Genomic DNA, 17,932 nt, shown 5'->3' on the forward strand with positions numbered 1-17,932 from the left:
GAATCTGGCCCGGTATATTTAGCTGATATCATTCAACAACTTACAAACCGAGCAGAAAAACATGAATCGTCGAAAAAAAATAAATCAGATACTAAAGGCTAACGCCAAGAAGGCCAGCGCCAAACTGGCACCGAAAAGCAAGGAAAAATACATCAGTAAAGCGGACCGATTGAAGCTGGCTGCAGAATCCAGTGACGAGTCAATCAGCGCTGGATCGCCGCAGGCCTAGCGGATACCGGCACCCGCCATTGACTCTGGCACCCACTGCGCCGTCGAAAGCGGCTCGATGTAGCGGATGCCGCCATGCGGGCCCACCACGCCATTGATGTTATAGGTGCCTTTCGACAGGTCGTAAGTCATGAAAGGGGTGGCGTCCGGGACCTGCTGGTCGTAACTCTGGCTGAAGAACGCGAAGGAGCCACGGTACAGCTGGCCACGGGTGTCGTACTGATCGGAGGCCACCGCGGCCCAGGTGTCTTCATCCAGGTAAAAGCGGCGCTTCTGGTAGATGTGCTTCGCCCCGGGCTTGAGGTTGCCCTCCACGACGTAGACCCGGTGCTTTTCCCAGCGTACGAAGTCCGGGGCAACGAAGTCAGGCGTGGTCAGCGACTTGGCAGCGCGAGCGTAGGTGAGTTTGTACGTGTTGTAGGGAACGATCATTTCCTGCTTGCCCACCAGCGTCCAGTCGTACAGTTCGAGCGCACGGGCGGTACCGGGGTTGGGAGTGTCGTAGGCCAGAATCGAAATCTGTTTGACGCGGCGCTGTGCAGGCATGTACTGCCACGCGCGGCCAGGGAACTGCGTCGGGTTGGTGGCGTTCTTGAGCATGATCGACTCGCCGGCTCGGCGCGCAGGTCCGGTATAGGACAGTTTCAACTGATAGTAGATGTCGGAACTATTGAACGGCTTCGACAGGTTCTCGTAGATCGGGAAGGAGACGAATGCCTCGCCGGTGACCGCCAGGCTCGGTACGCCCGCTGTGTCGACGCTCCAGGAGTCGTACTTGGAATGGATGTTGACGCCCTGGTAGCGCAGCAGGAAATTCCACATCGCTTCGGCGCCGGATTGCGGGATCGGGAACGGCACCCCGGGCATCACATTGTCGATGGCGATCCCGCCGTTGAGGGACCTGGCGTTGGTGGCATTCTTGCGGCTGTTGTCCAGTATCGCCTGTGGGAGCGATGCCGTGCGGTGGGTCGGATAGACGTCGATGCGAAAGTGGGGGTAGCGCTTGGCCAAGGCCACTGTGGTGGCGGTCAGCATGCTTTTGTACGCATCGACGTTCTTGCCGTTGATCACCAGCAGCGGTTTTTCGCCCGCGAAGGGGTCCGGGCGCATGCTGTCGCCGGTCTTGAAGCTGGATGGGGCGGTGGTCAGGCCACCGTTGTAGGGCGGAATGGAACCGTCGGCATTACCGGCCTTTTCGGCTCCCACCCACGTCAGGCTGGTGCCCAGCCGGGCGGCTTCCTGGCTCGATACATAGGCTCGGGCATCGATGGCCAGCGCCATGAGGGGTACAGCAGCCAGAAGATTTTTCACGAATTTCATATTGTTATTCTCCTGCCTGGCGTACCAGGCAACTCGTGACTCAGGCGCAGCAGTCGCTTACGTCGACTCATCGCCAGAGACCTTTTCAGTACTGCCATTAGATAGCCCCCGTATCAGGGGCGCTTTTCATTTGACGACAGCCCCTTGGCTATTGATGACAGGCCCGGGCTGTCTCGACGGGCATTCGATGGGGAGAGTGACCATCACGTGTTTGTATTTTTCGGCGGAATCATCGGGTTACCGAATGGTCATAACCATGGCTGAACACTGCCCGGATGAAGGTTTCGGGCAGCCATGACCCTTCCATACCTCCGACGTTTAGGACGTTTTTATGAATCGCGCAGTAATCTTGATCGTGGCCATTTCCAGCGCCGTCTTGTTGGGAGGCTGCGGCCCGCACTGGGATGACGGAGAACGGTACGGGCGATATCACGATCATGACCATCGACGTGGATACGACCAAGGGGATGACGATGATCAAGGTTATGACCGTCGATATGATCGTCGTGATTATGATCGCGACCACCGTCGCTACCGTGATCGCGATGACAACGACGACTGATACGTTGACTTCGAGTGATGGAAGCCAGGTCTGGGCAATACACAGCGAATAATTTGCAGCCCGTCTCAGACCTGGCACTAAAGTGAACAAAATCATTGAAAAAAACCGCCATAAGCTTTAAACGGAAAGCCAAATGGCACATTGCAAGCAATCAGCCAGTGAGTTTCAGCCGTTTTGGCTCAGGGAGCGCTGATGAGTTTTCGTACATTGACCGGTTCCCCGCGGCAATCGAGCAATGACGCAGTTGCCGCATTTCACCCCCCAGGGAGACCGGATACTGTCGGCATGGCTTGCGCCGGCAACGACGACAGGATCGGACAACTGCTGGACTCGGCGCGCAACTGGGCCCATACCACCGCGTGGGTGTTTTACCGCGCCGGTGAACAGTTACATCGGGTTGGCCAGGGCGACCCACGGGTACAGTGGCCTTCAAGCGTTGCGAATGACGAATTTGAAGCCTTTTGCCTGGCCTCGAACCTGCACCGCTGGCCCACCGGCAGGGGCGAAAGTGAGCTCGGTTGGCTGCTCGCGCCGGTCGCCGATGCTGCAGAACCGGCGCTTGCTGAACTTGCCCAACGCCTGGGCATCGAACTGCAGACCAATACCCTGGCCCGTGCGCAAATCACTCAGCGCGTGCTGTATGAAATTACCTACCTGGCCAGCTCGACCCGTGACCGGTCAGAATTCCTGGTGGGGGCTCACCGGCTGCTGGCCAGCCTGATCGACGCCGAGAACTTCTTTCTCGCGTTGTATAACCCGCACACCGGCAAGATCGACTACCCGTATTACGTCGACATCATCGACGTTGATGCCCTGGAATCCGAAAACTACGAATACCTTGTCCCTTCGCGCCTGTCGCTGACGGGCCAGGTGTTGACCACCGGCCAGCCGTTGCTGATCGATGCCGCCGGTATTCTCGCGGCCCAGGCCGAGGACCGTTTCCATTGTGTGGGTGATCGTCCCGAATTCTGGATGGGTGCGCCGTTGAAAAACGCCTCGGACGAGGTGTTTGGCATGCTGGCGATGCAGGTCTACGACGTTTCTCGCATCTACAGCGCTGAAGACCGCGCGCTGTTCCTGGTGGTCGCCCGTCACGTGGCCATGGCGCTGGACCGGATTCTGCACCGGGAGGACCTGGAAGAAACGGTGTTGCGTCGCACCCTGGAGCTTTCGGCAGTCAACGACGCATTGCGCCAGGAAGTCACAGAGCGGGAGCGTGCCGAACATCTGCAAAGCGCGTTGTTCCAGATTGCAGAATTGTCGAGCCAGCCGGGTGACATGGCCGAGTTGTTCCAGACCCTGCATGGCATCGTCGGTGATCTGCTGTTCGCGCAGAACTTCTACATTGCGCTGTTTGACGACGGGACCGGCGAAGTGACGTTTCCCTATTACGTGGATGAACGGCAGACCACCTGCCCGGCGGCACGTCGAGGGCGCCGGGGCTTGACTGAGTACGTCATCCGTCAGCGCCGCCCCTGCCTGATTGACGTCGGCGAGGCTGAACGATTGTCCGCGCAGGGTGAAATCGAAATTGCCCATGAGTCCGTGCGCTCCTTCTCCTGGCTGGGCATTCCCTTGTTCGAAGACGACGTGGTGCGTGGTGTGCTGGCGGTGCAAAGCTATACCTCGCAGGTGCGCTATACCCTGCGCGACCAGGAACTGCTGACCTTCGTGTCGCGGCACATCGACACAGCGTTGTCGCGACGCACGGCCGCCGAAGCGATTCATGCCGCCAACCTCCAGCTCGAAGCCCGGGTACAGAGCCGCACCCGCGAACTCGATCACGCCAATGCCAAGTTGCAGCACGAAAACTCCCACGATGCGCTGACCGGGCTACCCAATCGCACCTATCTGCAGCAGCGTCTCAACCTCGCCTGGTCGCGGTTCGGCAGCGAAGGCGGGCACCTGGCGGTGATGTTCATCGACCTCGACCGCTTCAAGATGGTCAACGACAGCCTCGGCCACCATTTTGGCGACCTGCTGTTGATGCAGGCCGCCCACCGATTGCGCGGTTGCCTGCGCGACACCGACATGCTGGCGCGCCTGGGGGGCGACGAGTTTTCAGTGATGGCTCCCGAGGCATCGCTGGAGGTGGTGATCGAAATCGCCGAACGGATCCTGGTGGCATTCGACCTGCCGTTCTTCATCAATGGCCATGAGGTTTTTTCGTCCTGCAGTATCGGCATCGTCAGCGCCGACAGCCAGTTTCATCACGAACCCGCCGACTTGCTGCGCGATGCCGATGCGGCGATGTACCGGGTCAAGAGTGCCGGGCGCGACAGCTACGCGGTGTTCAACCAGGAATTGCGCCGTGAAGTCTCGGACCAGGTCGAGCGAGAAGGGGCCTTGCGCAACGCGCTCAAGCGCACCGACGAACTGCTGCCGTATTTCCAGCCGATCGTCAGCGTCGAAACCGGCGAACTGTTGGCCCTTGAAGCGCTGATCCGCTGGCATCAGCCGGGCGGCCGGGTGATCGCACCGGGCGAGTTCCTGCCGGATGTCGAGGGGTTGCGCCTGATCGGCCGACTGGACCTGTACATGCTCGCCAGCATTGCCGCGATCCTCGCACAGCCCGAACACGCCAACTGGCCGCCGGTGCACGTCAATTGCTCCAGCTACAGCATGACGCGCCCTGAATTCGCTAGTGAGGTGCTGGCACTGTTGGCACAGCACCGGGTTTCGCCATCGCGAATCTGCCTGGAACTGACCGAAGGTGCGCTGGTCGCCGAGCCGGCGATTGCCCGACAGACCATGCAACAACTGGCCGACAACGGCATGTCAGTGGTGCTCGATGACTTCGGCGCAGGGTTTTCATCCCTGAGCTATGTGCATCAATACCGTTTCAGCGGCTTGAAAATCGACAAGTCATTCATCTTCGAACTGACCACCAGCCCTCGCAGTCGCGCGATTGTCCGGGCCATTGTGCGGATGGCCGAATCGCTGGACCTTAGTGTGGTGGCCGAAGGCGTCGAGGACCAGGCGACGCTGGAGTTGCTGCGTGAAATGGGGGCAGGGCAGGCCCAGGGTTATCATTTTGCCAGGCCGATGTCCTTGAAGACGTTGCTGGCGAGTTCACTGCTCGGTGGCTAGCAGGGGGGCAACACTGTCCGCTACCTGGGGCGCCCAATGCCGCCCATCACCACGCGCCTGTTGGCGCTGCTTGTACTTTGCCTGACGCTTGAAGTGCCGGCCCCGAGCGACAGCTTCAGGTACTACCCCTTTGGGGGTACTCACTCCGCGTGATAGGAAGTTTTGCCACGTTCCGCATACTTGTCGGGCCTTTGACCAAAGTCATCCGCTTCCTGGCCAGGACGCTTTTTCACCTGAAAGGTCTGACAATGAAACTTGAACTCGTACAGTTGGCGGGTCGCGATGGCGATGTCGCTTACAACCTGGAACGCATTCTGCAAGCGATTGCCGAAAGTGCGCCTGGCACCGATATCGTGCTGTTCCCCGAGTCGTACATCACCGGTTTTCTCGATCACGGCAATATTGCCCGGCTCGCCGAACCCGTTTGCGGTCCCAGCGTCCAGGCCATCTGCGCTGCCGCCCGGGAGCGAGATGTCGCGGTGGTCGTCGGTTTGATCGAGCGCGATGGCGAGCGCTTTTACAACACCACCTTGTTCATTACCCCGGAAGGCGTGGCACTCAATTATCGCAAGACTCATCTGTGGGTGGGTGAGCCGGGATTGGTGCTGCCGGGCGATCGTTTCTCCACCGTGCAATGGCGCGGAGTGCGCATCGGTTTGTTGATCTGCTACGACATTGAATTCCCGGAAGGCGCGTGCGCCCTGGCGGCACTCGGTGCGCAGCTGATTCTGATTACTGACGGCAACATGCAGCCTTACGGCCATGTGCACCATACCGCCGTTGCTGCCAGAGCCCAGGAAAACCAGGTCTTCGCCGCCATGGTGAATCGCGTCGGCGAGGGGGTTGGCGAAGTCTTCGCCGGGGGCAGCACCGTCGTCGACCCGTTCGGCAAGCGACTGTGCGAGGCCGGATCGCAAGAGAGTCGGCAGGTCATCGAACTGGACATGACGCAGGTCACCGCGGCACGGGCGCTCTATGACTACCGCGCGGAAAAGCGCTTGCAATTGCACGGTGCTCTAGATGAGCAGGCGGACGGTCGCCGTGAGTGGTTGATTCCCTGAGCGGCGAATCCTGTTTCACATTCCAATAAGAACAACATTGCGGCGGACTGCCCTCAGTTGGCCGATTCGCCAGGAGCACCCCATGAAATTCAAGCGTTTGCTGCACCTTGGCCTGTTAACCGTTTGCGGGCTGGGGACGACCGCCAGTTGGGCACAGGGCCCCAGCGTGAACCTGTACAACTGGTACGACTTCATTGACCCGCAAGCACCGAAGGAGTTCGAGAAAGAGACCGGCACCCCCATGGTGCTCGATACCTTTGACAGCTCTGAAGTCATGCAGAGCAAGTTGATGGTGGGACGTAGCGGATACGACGTGGTGGTGGTGACGAACAGTGCGCTGCCCAACCTGATCAAGGCCGGCGTACTCCAGGAACTCGATGGCAGCCAACTGAGCAACCGTTCGCACCTTGATCCGGACATTCTCGCCAAGGTCGCGCAGAACGATCCCGGCAACCGTTATGCGATTCCCTACATGTGGGGCACGACGGGGATCGGCTATGACGTCGACCAGGTGACCAAGGTCCTGGGGGCGGCAGCCCCGGTGGATTCCTGGGACCTGATCTTCAAGGAAGAGAACATTGCCAAACTCAGCCAATGCGGCGTCGCCATGCTCGACTCGCCCAGCGAGATCATTCCGATCACCTTGCACTATCTCGGCTTGCCGCCTGACAGTAAAAACCCTGAAGACTATGCAAAAGCCGAAGCGCTGCTGCTGAAAATCCGTCCCTACATCACCTATTTTGATTCGTCTCGGTTCATCACTGACCTGGCCAACGGCAACATTTGCGCGGTGGTGGCCTGGTCCGGTGGGGTGTACGACGCGAAGATCAACGCCGAGCGCGCCAACAACGGGCGCAACCTGGCTTACCGGATTCCGCGCGAGGGTTCGTCGGTCTGGATGGAAACGCTGGTGTTGCTCAAGGATGCACCTCATCCGCAGCAAGGATTGAGTTTCATCAACTACATGATGCGCCCCGACATCATCGCCAAGAGCTCCAACTACCTGGGTTATCCCAACGGTAACAAGAGCGCCATGGCGTACATCGATGAGGGGCTGAAAAACAATCCTGACGTCTATCCTCCGGCAGCCACACTGGCCACGTTGTTCCCCGATCAGCCACTGCCGCTCAAAATCGAACGCATCCGGACCCGGATCTGGAGCAAGGTCAAAAGCGGGACTTGAATCTATTGATCACCTCCCCACTGCCAGGTTGGGCAGTGGGGTTTGACGAGATACACCGGGCTTTCATACCGATCTTCCTGATTGCTTCGATGAAAAATGCAACGTGAAATACCACAGCACCAGAGCCGTCGCACTGATCAAGGCGCCCAGCAGGCTGACGGCAGTCCATCCCCATAACGCATACACCTGCGTTGCGGCGGCGGCACCCAGCGCGCTGCCCACCGAGTAAAAGCACATGTAGGCGCCGACCATGCGACTTTGGGCATCGGGCCGTGCCGCGAAAATCAGGCTCTGGTTGGTGACGTGTACGGCTTGCACCGCGAAGTCGAGCAGAATCACCCCGCAAACCAGCGCGATCAGCGACGACTGCGCAAAGGCGATGGGTAGCCAGGACAGCGTCAGGATCGCCAGCGAAATACCGGTGACCCGTTGCCCCAGCCCCTGGTCGGCCCAGCGACCGGATCTTCTGGCAGCAAGGGCGCCAGCGACACCCGCCAGGCCAAACAGGCCGATGACCGAGTGTGAAAGCGACAGCGGTGGGGCGCTCAACGGCAGCACCATGGATGTCCACAGCACGGAAAAAGCGGCAAAGATCAGCAAGGCCAACAGGCCCCTGGTTCGCAACACTGGTTCGGTCATGAACAGCGTGAAGAGCGAGCGGATGAGTGTTGGGTAGGTGTATCGACTGCGTGGCGTCACTGCAGGAGGCAAGACTTTCCACAACACCGCCGCAAGGGTCAGCATCAGTCCCGAGGAAACGAAATACACGGCGCGCCAGCCCGCCAGATCGGCGATCAGTCCGGAGGTGAACCGCGCCAGAAGAATGCCCAGGACAATGCCGCTGGTGACGGTCCCCACAGCCTGGCCACGTTGTGCCGGCGTTGCTAGCGCGGCGGTGCAGGCCACCAGCACTTGAACCATCACTGCCAGTAAACCCACAGCGATCATGGCCCCCAACAGGGTCAGCCATTGCTGTGCGGCGCCGACTCCCGCCAGCGCAATCGCGGACAGCAGCATTTGCGTCAGAATCAGCCCCTTACGGTTCAACAAGTCGCCCAAAGGGACGATGAGCAGCAACCCCAGCGCGTAACCGACTTGAGTCGCCGTCACCACAAACCCGATCATTGATGGGGCAACATCCAGGCTCCGGGCCATTGAGTCGAGCAAGGGTTGTGCGAAGTAGACGTTGGCGACAGCAAGCGCGCAGGTGACAGAAAACAGGAACGTAAGTTGCGCAGAAAGCCCCGAAGCCTGCGCGGTGAATGGATGGATGGCTGAATCGGTATCTGCTTTCACATGAGCCTCCGTGGCGCTAAACTGGTTTCAATTAGCAACTCGATTCAATTATTATCGAATCAGGTTTCAAATTGCAACCACCTTACTCAAGGCCAGACGATTGACCTGGCTGTCCTTATCCAAAAGGTAAACACCATGGTCGCAGACCCTTCATCGCAAGGCAGCGAATGCCCGGTAGCACGAACACTGGAAGCCATTGGGGATCGATGGTCGCTGATGATCATTCGCGATGCGTTCGACGGCATTCGCCGATTCAGCGAGTTTCAAAAAAGCCTGGGGGTGGCCAAGAACATTCTGGCATCACGCCTGAAGACGCTGGTTGAGGTCGGTGTGTTCGACGTTCAACCTGCGTCGGATGGCAGTGCCTACAAGGAGTACGTCCTTACAGAGAAAGGACGGGAGATCTTTCCAGTGGTGGTCAGTATGAGGCAGTGGGGTGAACGGTTTCTGTTCACGCGTGAGGAGACGCGTTCGGTGTTGCTGGACAATGAGTACGGCCAGTCCCTGATGCCGATTGAAGTTCGCTCCGCGAGCGGTCAAAAACTTGGACCGTCCGACTGCCACCGAGTGAGGGTGGTTGCCGACGAGTCGTGAATCAAACGGTTTAAGGCGAGTCAGTCGAGCAGCGACACCCGCCGCGGTTCGATGATACCGTCATCAAGATTGGCCGCCACGTCGGCGATGTCATGCACTAGCAGCGGGCGGCTCTAGCGGCATTCTGGTTACTCGCGCTCCCGATCTACAGCTCGCCTCACCTGGTTCAACAGGTGATCGACATCCTCAGCGGTGGTGGCGAACGAGGTGACAAAGCGAACGACGTTCGGTCCCCAACGATCGTGATAGAACCCGAAGCCGGCCTTTAGCAGCGCATCGATCATTGCCGGGTCCAGCCGACAGAACAGGATGTTCGCCTCGGTGCCGCCGAGCACCTCAACGCCGCTCAGGCCAGCAAGTCCCTGGGCCAGGCGCTGGGCGGCAGCATTGGCCTTGCGTGCATTGCGCAGCCAGAGATCGTCGGTCAGGTACGCATCGATCTGTGCCGACAGAAAACGCATCTTGGAAGAGAGATGGCCTGCGCGCTTGCGGCGGTAACTCAGCTCGGTGGCGAGGGAGGTATTGAACAGGACGATGGCTTCCGCCGCCAGCACGCCGTTCTTGGTGGCACCGAACGACAGCGCATCCACGCCGGCCTTCCACGTCATCTCGGCCGGGGAGCAGCCCAGCGACACCAGGGCGTTGGCAAAGCGCGACCCATCCATATGCAATCCCAGGGAAGAAGACTTGCAGACGTCACCAATGGCTGCGATTTCATCCAGGGTGTAGATGCTGCCGACTTCAGTGGCCTGGGTGATGCTGACGCAGGCGGGCTGGGTCGTGTGCACGTCGCCGACTTTGTCGCGAGTGCGCTCGCGCAGTCGGCCGATATCCAGCTTGGCCGCCGGACCGTCGACAGTCATCAGCTTCGCGCCGCTGGAAAAGAACTCCGGCGCGCCGCATTCATCGTTGTTGATATGGCTGGCCGGATGGCAGTAGATGTTGCCCCAGGGTGGCGTCATCGCGCTCAGGCACAGGGCGTTGGCGGCGGTGCCGGTGGGTACGAGAAAGACCTCCACGTCACGTTCGAAGATCTCGCAGAACTTGCGCTGAACCTGCGCCGTCAACTCGTCGGTGCCATAGGGGCTCGCCTGGCCCGAGCTGTGTTTGACCAGGGCTTGTGCCACCTCCGGCGATGCACCGGCGATGTTGTCACTTGAAAAACCCAGCGCGGGCGGTCTGTTTGTTTCACCGTTCATCATCCAGTTCTCGGCTGCGCAGGCGAAGGTGTTTCGCCCGGATTGGCGCATCCTATGGAGGGGAAGGGTTGTCGCGCTTGTAAAAAATTGACGGTGGCCTGGTGGTCGACGGCCTAAGTCCTGTAGCGCGATGGCGCGACGCCGAATGCCTGCCGAAAGGCGCGGTTGAAATGGCTTTGATCGTAAAAGCCGACGGCGTGGGCGACCTCGACGATGGGTTGCGCGCTGCGAGAGAGCAGACCACAGGCCCGTTCGAGACGCAGGCGAAGCAGCCACGCGTGGGGCGTCATGCCGATGGTCCGCTTGAACTGCTTGAGGAATGGGAAACGCCCCAGCCCACAGAGTCCGGCGAGATCATCGAGGGTGATTCGCTCATCGATGTGGCTGAAACAATAGTCCCTGACGCGAGACCATTGCAGAGGTGAAAGCGTGCCGGTAATCGTTTCGGGCTTGATCGCCCGTGACTGGCTCAACAGCTGTTCAAGCAGGGTGAACCATTGCGTCTGCACCGCGAGGCTGCCGGGGCCAACGGCCTGCTGCATCGCGTCGTGCAATCCGCGCAGGTTGCCGGCAAGCCCCGTGTTCTCGAGCAACACACCGGTCAATTCAAGCTCTTTCGGTTGACCGCTGATCTCTTCGCACAGGCTCGCGACCAACGCCTGGGACAGGCGGAATGTCTTGAGCGTATAAGCGCCGCCGCCCTCGGACACGCCATCGTGGATTTCACCTGGCGGCATCAGGGCAACACTGCCCGGACCTAAAAGAAACGACTCGCCTTTCGATCGATGACGCTGGATGCCTTCGGTGACAAAACCAATGTGGAAATCGAGGTGGTAATGACGATCGAAGCCGACATCCGCAAAACGTGCGGAGCCCAGCACCAGGCCTGGTACTTCGGACACGTGATGGTACTTGGCATGCTCAGTCATGAAACCCGTTCAACAATCGGCGAGGAGGGCGGGGACCACGAAGTTTAGGTCCTCCAGCGGTATAGATCCATGGGTTGCCAGCAATTGGCCTGAGTTCGTGCATGAGTCATTGAGTGTCAACCGAAGTTGCTCGACATGATGATGTTGCGCAGCAAGTGACTACGGCTCATTTGTCCGCTGCGCAACATCCAGTAGCCGCCCTTAACTTTGTGGCACCACCCGCGCTTCGTTTCCGGCACCCTCGACGTACACGTTCATGCCTTTTCTCAGCGCCGGGTTGATCGGCTGGGTCACCTGAACCAGTACGCCGCTCTGGGTGCGAACGATGATCTGCTGTGCGTCCACGGGCTGATCATATTTTTTCTTTTCGACGTAGTTGCCGCCTGCCGCACCCGCGAGGGCACCGGCGACCATCGCCACATCCCGGCCGGTGCCCCCGCCGATCAGGCTACCCAGGGCCAGACCGCCAATACCCCCCATTATGGCACCGACGCCGCTATCGTGATTGGTCTGCATCTGGGTCTGTGTAATCTGCTCGATTTTCCCCGAGCGAATTTCCATCTCGCCAGCGCCCCCGCTCCCGGCACCCACCGCGGCACAGCCGCCAAGCACCAGACCAAAAAGTGTAATCGTCAGCCAGGAAGCGATTGTTTTCATCGTCGAACTCCATTTTCAGAGGAAGTGGATCATGCAAACGCATCCAATGACGTTAGACGAAAAAGTCCGGTTCATGCGCTTGTTTGGCGGCGCACAGCGCTTGAGGTTCGTGAACCAGAACGCCAGGCGCGGATGAGCGGGTGGGTGATATTGATTCGCCAGCGTGGCTCAAGCCGTTCCGGCTCCCTTACCGCTCAGGCGGGGAATTGGGCCATCCAGTGCCTGGCAATTTCTTCGCGTCGGCAGATCCACACCGCGTCGTGGCCTTGCACGTAATCGAGAAACCGCGCCAGCGCCATCGCCCGACCAGGATGGCCACTGATCCGCCCATGCAGGCCGACGCTCATCATCTTCGGGTGTTGCGCGCCCTCCTGCCACAGCAGGTCGAAAGCATCCTTGAGCAGCCGGAAGAAGTCTTCACCGCAGGCGAAACCATTCGGCAGCAGGTAGCGGGCGTCGTTGTTGACCAGTGTGTAAGGGATCACCAGGTGGGCGGGCGAGCCTGGGAGCCAATAGGGCAGATCATCGTTGTAGGCATCCGAGCTATAGAGAAACCCGCCTTCCTCACGCAACAGGCGGCGGGTGTTCTGGCTGACCCTTCCGGTGTACCAACCTGCGGGGCGTTTACCGCAGATCTGCTCGATCACGTCGAGGGTGAGGCGGATGTGAAGCCGCTCCTGGTCTTCAGGCATGTCGCGATAGTCCAGCCAACGGTAGCCATGCCCGGCAATCTCATGCCCGGCAGCGCAGAGCGCATGGCCAATCGCCGGGGTGAGTTCCAGTGCCCGGCCGACGGCGAAGGCGGTCAGCGGCAGGCCTCGGGCGCTGAACAGCTGCAGAATGCGCCACACACCTGCGCGCGATCCGTATTCGTACATGCCCTCGACACTCAAGTCCGGTTCCCCCACACGCGGCGGACGGCCCGGTAGCTCGTGAAGCCAGGCCTCCGACTGTGCATCGCCATTGACGATGCATGACTCCGCGCCTTCTTCGATGTTGAGAACGAACTGGACCGCGACGCGCGCCTCACCGGGCCATCGCGGGTGGGGTGGGCAGCCGCCATAACCGATGAGGTCGCGAGCGGACATCAGCCCAGCTCGAAGGTCGTGACGCCGAACACACGTTCGTGCGCGATCGCCGGGGGAGGGCCGAGGTACATGCGTGCGCAGCCGAAAACCTCGATCATGCCCTGTTGTTGCACGAGCGCCATCGCGGCGGGGTTATTCTGCGGGGCATCGAGAAACAGCGGGCCACCCTGCGCATATTCCGCCAGGCGCGCGTAGAGGGCGTTGGCTGCCAGGGCGTCATCGGCGAACAAGGGGCCGATCTTGCAGCCTTCCCGGCAGCGCCTTATCACGCCATAGCCGCTTAGCCTGCCTTCGCGCCGGCAACCCGCGGCGAGTGCATCGGCCTGGGCTATCCACCCGCTCAGGAAACTTGCGCGCGCGGCGGGGAAGCAGGTGCGGTCGTAATCGACCACCTGATCGAACGGGAAGGAGGCCAACGGGACGATGTCCTGGCCGTCTACCTGCGAGGTCGTCGGGTGGGCGGTGAAATTGGCACGAAATCGCATGTTGCGATGGGAGAAGACGAAACCACCCTTGGCGTAGTAATCCTGCATCGCGAAGACGCCGTCCATGCCGATGCTCGCGCCTGGGCGCAGGCGGGCGAGGAGTCGCTCGCGGCGTGCGTGCCAGAGGGTATTGCCCAGGCCTTGACCGCGATATTCAGGCCGGACGATGAAAAAACCCATGAAACCGAATTCGCCATTGTAGGAGGTGATGGCACCGCCGCCGATCAATTCGCCGCCCTGATACGCCGCGATGAAGGCGGAAGGGTCCGTAGCCCAGAACAGCTCGGCATCGTGAAGGCCGGGATTCCAACCCTCACGGGCAGCCCAATCGACGAGCTCGTCCAGCTCGGGACGGGTCATGTTGCGTATGGCCAGCTGATTCGACACCGCGAAGTTCTCCTCAGTCGCTTAGGACTCTTGCGCCAGACCTGCTACGGCCTGCAGGAGCCTGGGCATGTTTTCCAGGGCTTTTTTCCTGGCTTCAGTAAATCGGTTCAACACGGCAAGCTTTTCAGGGTCCCCCTCTTGCAGGCTTCTCAGCACGGTCGGCAAAAGGTGCAGATGGCACTGCGCAAGCCAGTCGGACAACCCCGCATGGTTCTTCCATTGCCGCTGATTGCCAAGATAAGCGGCCCACATCCTGACCCAGTCCACCGGTGAGCGTGGCAGCGGGACAAACCCACATAGTTGATTCATCTGCATCTGATCGTCGAGGTGGCTTTCCACGTATGCGATGAGTGCGGCACTGAACAGAAGCTGATAACTGCTGACTGTCACCAGGTTGATCCGATTGCCATCAAACGCTTTCACGCTTCCCTCAGGAATAATCGGGACAGCGCTTGCGCTGCAGTCGATGTAAAGGGCGTCGGGATCTCCAGCGATGCTGCCCCTTTCGAGGGATATACGGCTGGCTTCAATCGCGCACACCCGCCCCAGGCGCACTACATTGGTTATGCGCCGTAGCGCACGCAATTCACCCTGTGAAATGGTCGCAGCGCGGAAGGCGGTGGGTTCGACGGCTTGATCGATGCGCAGCAGTTCGCCGGCACTTTCGAGCCTGAGGAACAGGTCCGGGATCGAATCTGCAGCACCTATTGCTTCGAACTGGTTCGCGAGGCTACCGATCGTTCGTACAACATTCTCCTGGCCGGGTTGAAAGTTGGCGCGATCCAACAGCCAGGGGGCGTTTGGAACGATCCATTGAATCCTGCCTGGTGCCACGCCATTCTCCAGCAGCCACAGACAGGCATCGATGCCGGTCTTTCCTCCGCCCACCACCACGTAACGCAAGTAAGGCTGTCCGATCTTTGGCAAGTCGTTGAGCGGTACGCACCGTATACCGGGCTCTACCCGGTAATGCGGTGGATGGGTCGAAGGAACGGCTGCCTGTGCAATAGTCGCATCCACCAGCTTTCTTCGTACCTGGACAGCATTACGTTCGCCGGTGAGCAAGGAAGTGATGCAATGACTATCGGTGCGTTCACCTTCGTAGTTGTGCATCGGAAAATATTGCACCCGACCTGACGGCAAGAATCGATGATGCATAAGCTGATCGAAGTAACTGACAATCTCGGCGCCTGAGGCCAATTCATATAAGCCACCGCCCCATTCGGATTCGTCCTTTTGGCCGGAGCCCAACTCGCAGGAGTTAACGCCATAGAAGACAGACGGCTGGTGCAAGCGGACGAACGAGTAGGCATCGTTCCAGTGTCCACCGGGTTGAGCGTGTCGATCCACCATCAGCACGCTCGCATCCGACTGATCGAGCAAAGTATCGACGAAGGCCATGGCTGTTGCCCCCGCGCCGATGACCAGATAATCCGTCACTAGGGTGGTTGTGTTCATAGGTACGCCCTGATGAAAGTTGAAAATACGCCTCCATCGAATCAGGCTAGTTGTTTTCGCTTGTCGCAAAAGAACGGTTGTTCCTTGCCGACATAGCCAACAGATTTAAAGGCTCTCTAAATCCCATGTCGACTCATCTGCTGGTGGAACCCCGCCAGGCAAGCGCTGGCGGTTTTGTCGATGGTTCAATGCATCGGCAGCAGCTCCCGAAAATCTACCTCCAGACACTCCACTACCAGTGGCGCAAATGATCACGCAACTTCAGTATGGAAAGGATAGTCCGTGTAACCCGCTTGCGTGCCACCGAAAAACGACTCCCGGTCGTACTGGTTCAGCGGCCATCCATTGCGCAGGCGCTCGGGCAAGTCAGGGTTGGCGATGAAGTGGCGGCCAAACGCGACCAGGTCTGCATCGCCGGCCTCAAGGATCGCGTTGGCCGATTCACCGGAGAAACCACCCGCCGCGATAAGGGTGCCCTTGTAGTGCTGGCGGATGAGTTGGGACGCCACCGGATTCTGGTCGCGACGCTCGTCTTCGGCGACACCCAGGATGCGCGGCTCGATCAGGTGCAGATAGGCGAGGTCCAGCTTGTTCAGCTCGCGCGCGACATAGGTGAACAGGCCAATGGGGTCGCTGTCGGACATATCGCCGAAATTTCCGCTCGGCCCCAGGCGCACCGCCACCCGATTGCTGCCCCAGACGGAGATCACTGCTTCTACCGCTTCCAGCAGGAACCGGCTGCGGTTCTCGAACGAGCCACCGTAGATATCCGTACGTTTGTTGCTGCCGTCCTGAAGGAATTGATCAAACAGGTAACCGTTGGCCGAGTGCAGTTCCACGCCGTCGAATCCGGCTGCGATACCGCGTTTGGCCGCGGCGCGGAAGCTTTCTACCAGGTCGCGGATTTCAGTGACGGTCAGTTCGCGCGGCGGGCTGCCGGGTGTCCAGCCAGTCTCGGTGAAAGCGAGGCCGCCGTGGTCCATGACGGAAGGGGCCACCGGTTGGGCACCGCCTGGCTGCAGGAGGCTATTGGATTGGCGCCCCGCATGATAAAGCTGCAGAAATATCTTGCCGCCCTTGGCATGAACAGCGTCGGTCACGAGCCTCCAGCCGGCGATCTGGCTGTCGTCATACAAACCGGGAGCACCGAGGTAGCCATTGCCGTTGGCTGCGGCGATAGTCGCTTCGCCGATCAGCAAGCCGCCGGCGGTGGTGCGCTGGGCGTAATACTCGGCCATCAACTGGCCAGGGATGGCGCCCGGCTCGGCACGCATACGGGTGAGTGGCGCCAGAACGACGCGATGGGAAATCTGGTAAGGACCTATCTGGATGCTCGTATGCAGTTTGGACATGACATCGATACCTATCAGTGGTGGGATGGGCGCAATGTAGGCGTAAAATCCGCGGAGAAAAATATCCCGCGATGCCGAACATTTCGGATGGATTTTCCGCAATCCCGCCTTTTGGGTGGGGTTCTACCGGAGCAGGCAGGAAACGTGATGGAAAGTCTGAGTGGCATCTCGACGTTCGTGCAGGTTGCCGAAACGCGTAGCTTTACCGAGTCCGCCCGCCAGTTGGGGGTGTCGTCCTCGACCGTGGGCAAAACCATTGCCCGGATGGAGGAGCGCTTGCATGTAAGGCTGTTTCATCGCAGCACTCGCAGTATCACGCTGACGGCCGAGGGGGCCCTGTTCCTTGAGCGATGCCGCCGCATCCTCAACGAGGTCAGCGCTGCCGAGTCCGAACTGTCAGGCCTGGCTGGCAGTCCACGAGGGCGACTTCGCGTAGGCACTCCGCTACTGGGCGACTTGATGATGCCGGCCTTTGACGGGTTTATGGAGCAGTATCCGGAAGTGGAACTGGATATCGATTTTTGCGACCGCATGGTCGATGTGATTGATGAGGGGTTCGACGTGGTGATTCGGACCGGCGAGCAAACCGATTCACGCTTGACTGCGCGCCGCCTGGGTTCCTGCGCACACGTGCTGGTGGCGTCGCCCACGTATCTCAAGCGGCATGGTGTACCCAGGTATCCGCATCAATTGGAGCGACATTCATGCCTGCAGCACAAATTCCCCGCAACGGGAAAGCTGGAGCGTTGGCCGCTGCGGCTCGAAGCCTCCGAGGCTGAACTGGTGCTGCCCGCCACGATGACGTCGAACACGATCGAGCCTCTTGCCTATGCCGCAACCAGGGGCAGGGGCATTGCCTTTCTGCCGACTTTCCTGGTGCGCGAAGCGCTGGAAAGCGGCCAACTGGTCACAGTGCTGGACGACTACATTGACCGCGAGGTCGTCTTCTGGATGCTGTGGCCAGCCAGCCGTTATGCCTCACCCAAATTGCGCGTTTTCATTGATTACATGAGCGCGCACTTGCGCATCTGATCGCTTACGCC

General features: G+C 59.8%; 16 protein-coding genes. 7 read left to right on the plus strand and 9 right to left on the minus strand.

What is annotated here, in order from left to right:
- The first annotated feature begins 61 nt into the window (after window positions 1–61).
- Complete coding sequence (locus AC3IX1_RS13620; protein WP_489388605.1) at window positions 62–229, plus strand: DUF2986 domain-containing protein; 168 nt, start codon at window positions 62–64, stop codon at window positions 227–229.
- On the opposite strand, the gene AC3IX1_RS13625 is transcribed toward AC3IX1_RS13620, so the two are convergent.
- On the minus strand, window positions 226–1,548 hold the full coding sequence (locus tag AC3IX1_RS13625) for a DUF1329 domain-containing protein (RefSeq protein WP_489388606.1): 1,323 nt from the start codon (window positions 1,546–1,548) through the stop codon (window positions 226–228). The genes AC3IX1_RS13620 and AC3IX1_RS13625 overlap by 4 nt on opposite strands.
- Window positions 1,549–1,879: 331 nt before the next feature.
- Here AC3IX1_RS13625 and AC3IX1_RS13630 point away from each other — a divergent pair, with 331 nt between their 5' ends.
- The 4 genes from AC3IX1_RS13630 (at window position 1,880) to AC3IX1_RS13645 (ending at window position 7,444) form a co-directional block, all read left to right on the plus strand.
- On the plus strand, window positions 1,880–2,110 hold the full coding sequence (locus AC3IX1_RS13630) for a hypothetical protein (RefSeq protein WP_489388607.1): 231 nt from the start codon (window positions 1,880–1,882) through the stop codon (window positions 2,108–2,110).
- A 192-nt stretch (window positions 2,111–2,302) separates the two neighbouring features.
- Complete coding sequence (locus tag AC3IX1_RS13635) at window positions 2,303–5,200, plus strand: sensor domain-containing phosphodiesterase (RefSeq protein ID WP_489388608.1); 2,898 nt, start codon at window positions 2,303–2,305, stop codon at window positions 5,198–5,200.
- Between the two features lie 248 nt (window positions 5,201–5,448).
- Entirely contained in the window at window positions 5,449–6,261 is an 813-nt protein-coding gene (locus tag AC3IX1_RS13640) for a carbon-nitrogen hydrolase family protein (protein ID WP_489388609.1), read from the plus strand.
- Window positions 6,262–6,343: 82 nt separating this feature from the next.
- Entirely contained in the window at window positions 6,344–7,444 is a 1,101-nt protein-coding gene (locus tag AC3IX1_RS13645) for a polyamine ABC transporter substrate-binding protein (protein ID WP_489388610.1), read from the plus strand.
- Between the two features lie 63 nt (window positions 7,445–7,507).
- On the opposite strand, the gene AC3IX1_RS13650 is transcribed toward AC3IX1_RS13645, so the two are convergent.
- Window positions 7,508–8,740, minus strand: a complete 1,233-nt coding sequence (locus tag AC3IX1_RS13650) for an MFS transporter (RefSeq protein WP_489388611.1) — start codon at window positions 8,738–8,740, stop codon at window positions 7,508–7,510.
- A gap of 135 nt (window positions 8,741–8,875) precedes the next feature.
- Here AC3IX1_RS13650 and AC3IX1_RS13655 point away from each other — a divergent pair, with 135 nt between their 5' ends.
- Window positions 8,876–9,334, plus strand: a complete 459-nt coding sequence (locus tag AC3IX1_RS13655; RefSeq protein ID WP_489388612.1) for a winged helix-turn-helix transcriptional regulator — start codon at window positions 8,876–8,878, stop codon at window positions 9,332–9,334.
- Between the two features lie 128 nt (window positions 9,335–9,462).
- On the opposite strand, the gene AC3IX1_RS13660 is transcribed toward AC3IX1_RS13655, so the two are convergent.
- The 7 genes from AC3IX1_RS13660 to AC3IX1_RS13690 all read right to left on the minus strand — a co-directional run bounded on the left by AC3IX1_RS13660 (window position 9,463) and on the right by AC3IX1_RS13690 (window position 16,889).
- Window positions 9,463–10,533, minus strand: coding sequence for a threonine aldolase family protein (locus tag AC3IX1_RS13660; RefSeq protein ID WP_489388613.1), 1,071 nt, complete (start codon window positions 10,531–10,533; stop codon window positions 9,463–9,465).
- A 113-nt stretch (window positions 10,534–10,646) separates the two neighbouring features.
- On the minus strand, window positions 10,647–11,462 hold the full coding sequence (locus AC3IX1_RS13665) for an AraC family transcriptional regulator (RefSeq protein WP_489388614.1): 816 nt from the start codon (window positions 11,460–11,462) through the stop codon (window positions 10,647–10,649).
- Between the two features lie 201 nt (window positions 11,463–11,663).
- On the minus strand, window positions 11,664–12,119 hold the full coding sequence (locus AC3IX1_RS13670; protein ID WP_489388615.1) for a glycine zipper 2TM domain-containing protein: 456 nt from the start codon (window positions 12,117–12,119) through the stop codon (window positions 11,664–11,666).
- A gap of 194 nt (window positions 12,120–12,313) precedes the next feature.
- Window positions 12,314–13,207 (minus strand): polysaccharide deacetylase family protein, encoded by an 894-nt coding sequence (locus tag AC3IX1_RS13675; protein WP_489388616.1) that lies wholly within the window; start codon window positions 13,205–13,207, stop codon window positions 12,314–12,316.
- On the minus strand, window positions 13,207–14,079 hold the full coding sequence (locus AC3IX1_RS13680; protein ID WP_489388617.1) for a GNAT family N-acetyltransferase: 873 nt from the start codon (window positions 14,077–14,079) through the stop codon (window positions 13,207–13,209). Before AC3IX1_RS13680 ends, AC3IX1_RS13675 begins: the two co-directional genes overlap by 1 nt.
- 21 nt (window positions 14,080–14,100) lie before the next feature.
- Entirely contained in the window at window positions 14,101–15,537 is a 1,437-nt protein-coding gene (locus AC3IX1_RS13685) for an NAD(P)-binding protein (protein WP_489388618.1), read from the minus strand.
- A 251-nt stretch (window positions 15,538–15,788) separates the two neighbouring features.
- Window positions 15,789–16,889, minus strand: coding sequence for an alkene reductase (locus AC3IX1_RS13690; protein ID WP_489388619.1), 1,101 nt, complete (start codon window positions 16,887–16,889; stop codon window positions 15,789–15,791).
- Window positions 16,890–17,036: 147 nt separating this feature from the next.
- Between AC3IX1_RS13690 and AC3IX1_RS13695 the strand changes: the two genes are divergently transcribed.
- On the plus strand, window positions 17,037–17,921 hold the full coding sequence (locus AC3IX1_RS13695; protein WP_489388742.1) for a LysR family transcriptional regulator: 885 nt from the start codon (window positions 17,037–17,039) through the stop codon (window positions 17,919–17,921).
- The last annotated feature ends 11 nt before the right edge of the window (window positions 17,922–17,932 follow it).

The organism is Pseudomonas sp. KH_046_2, assembly GCF_057838985.1.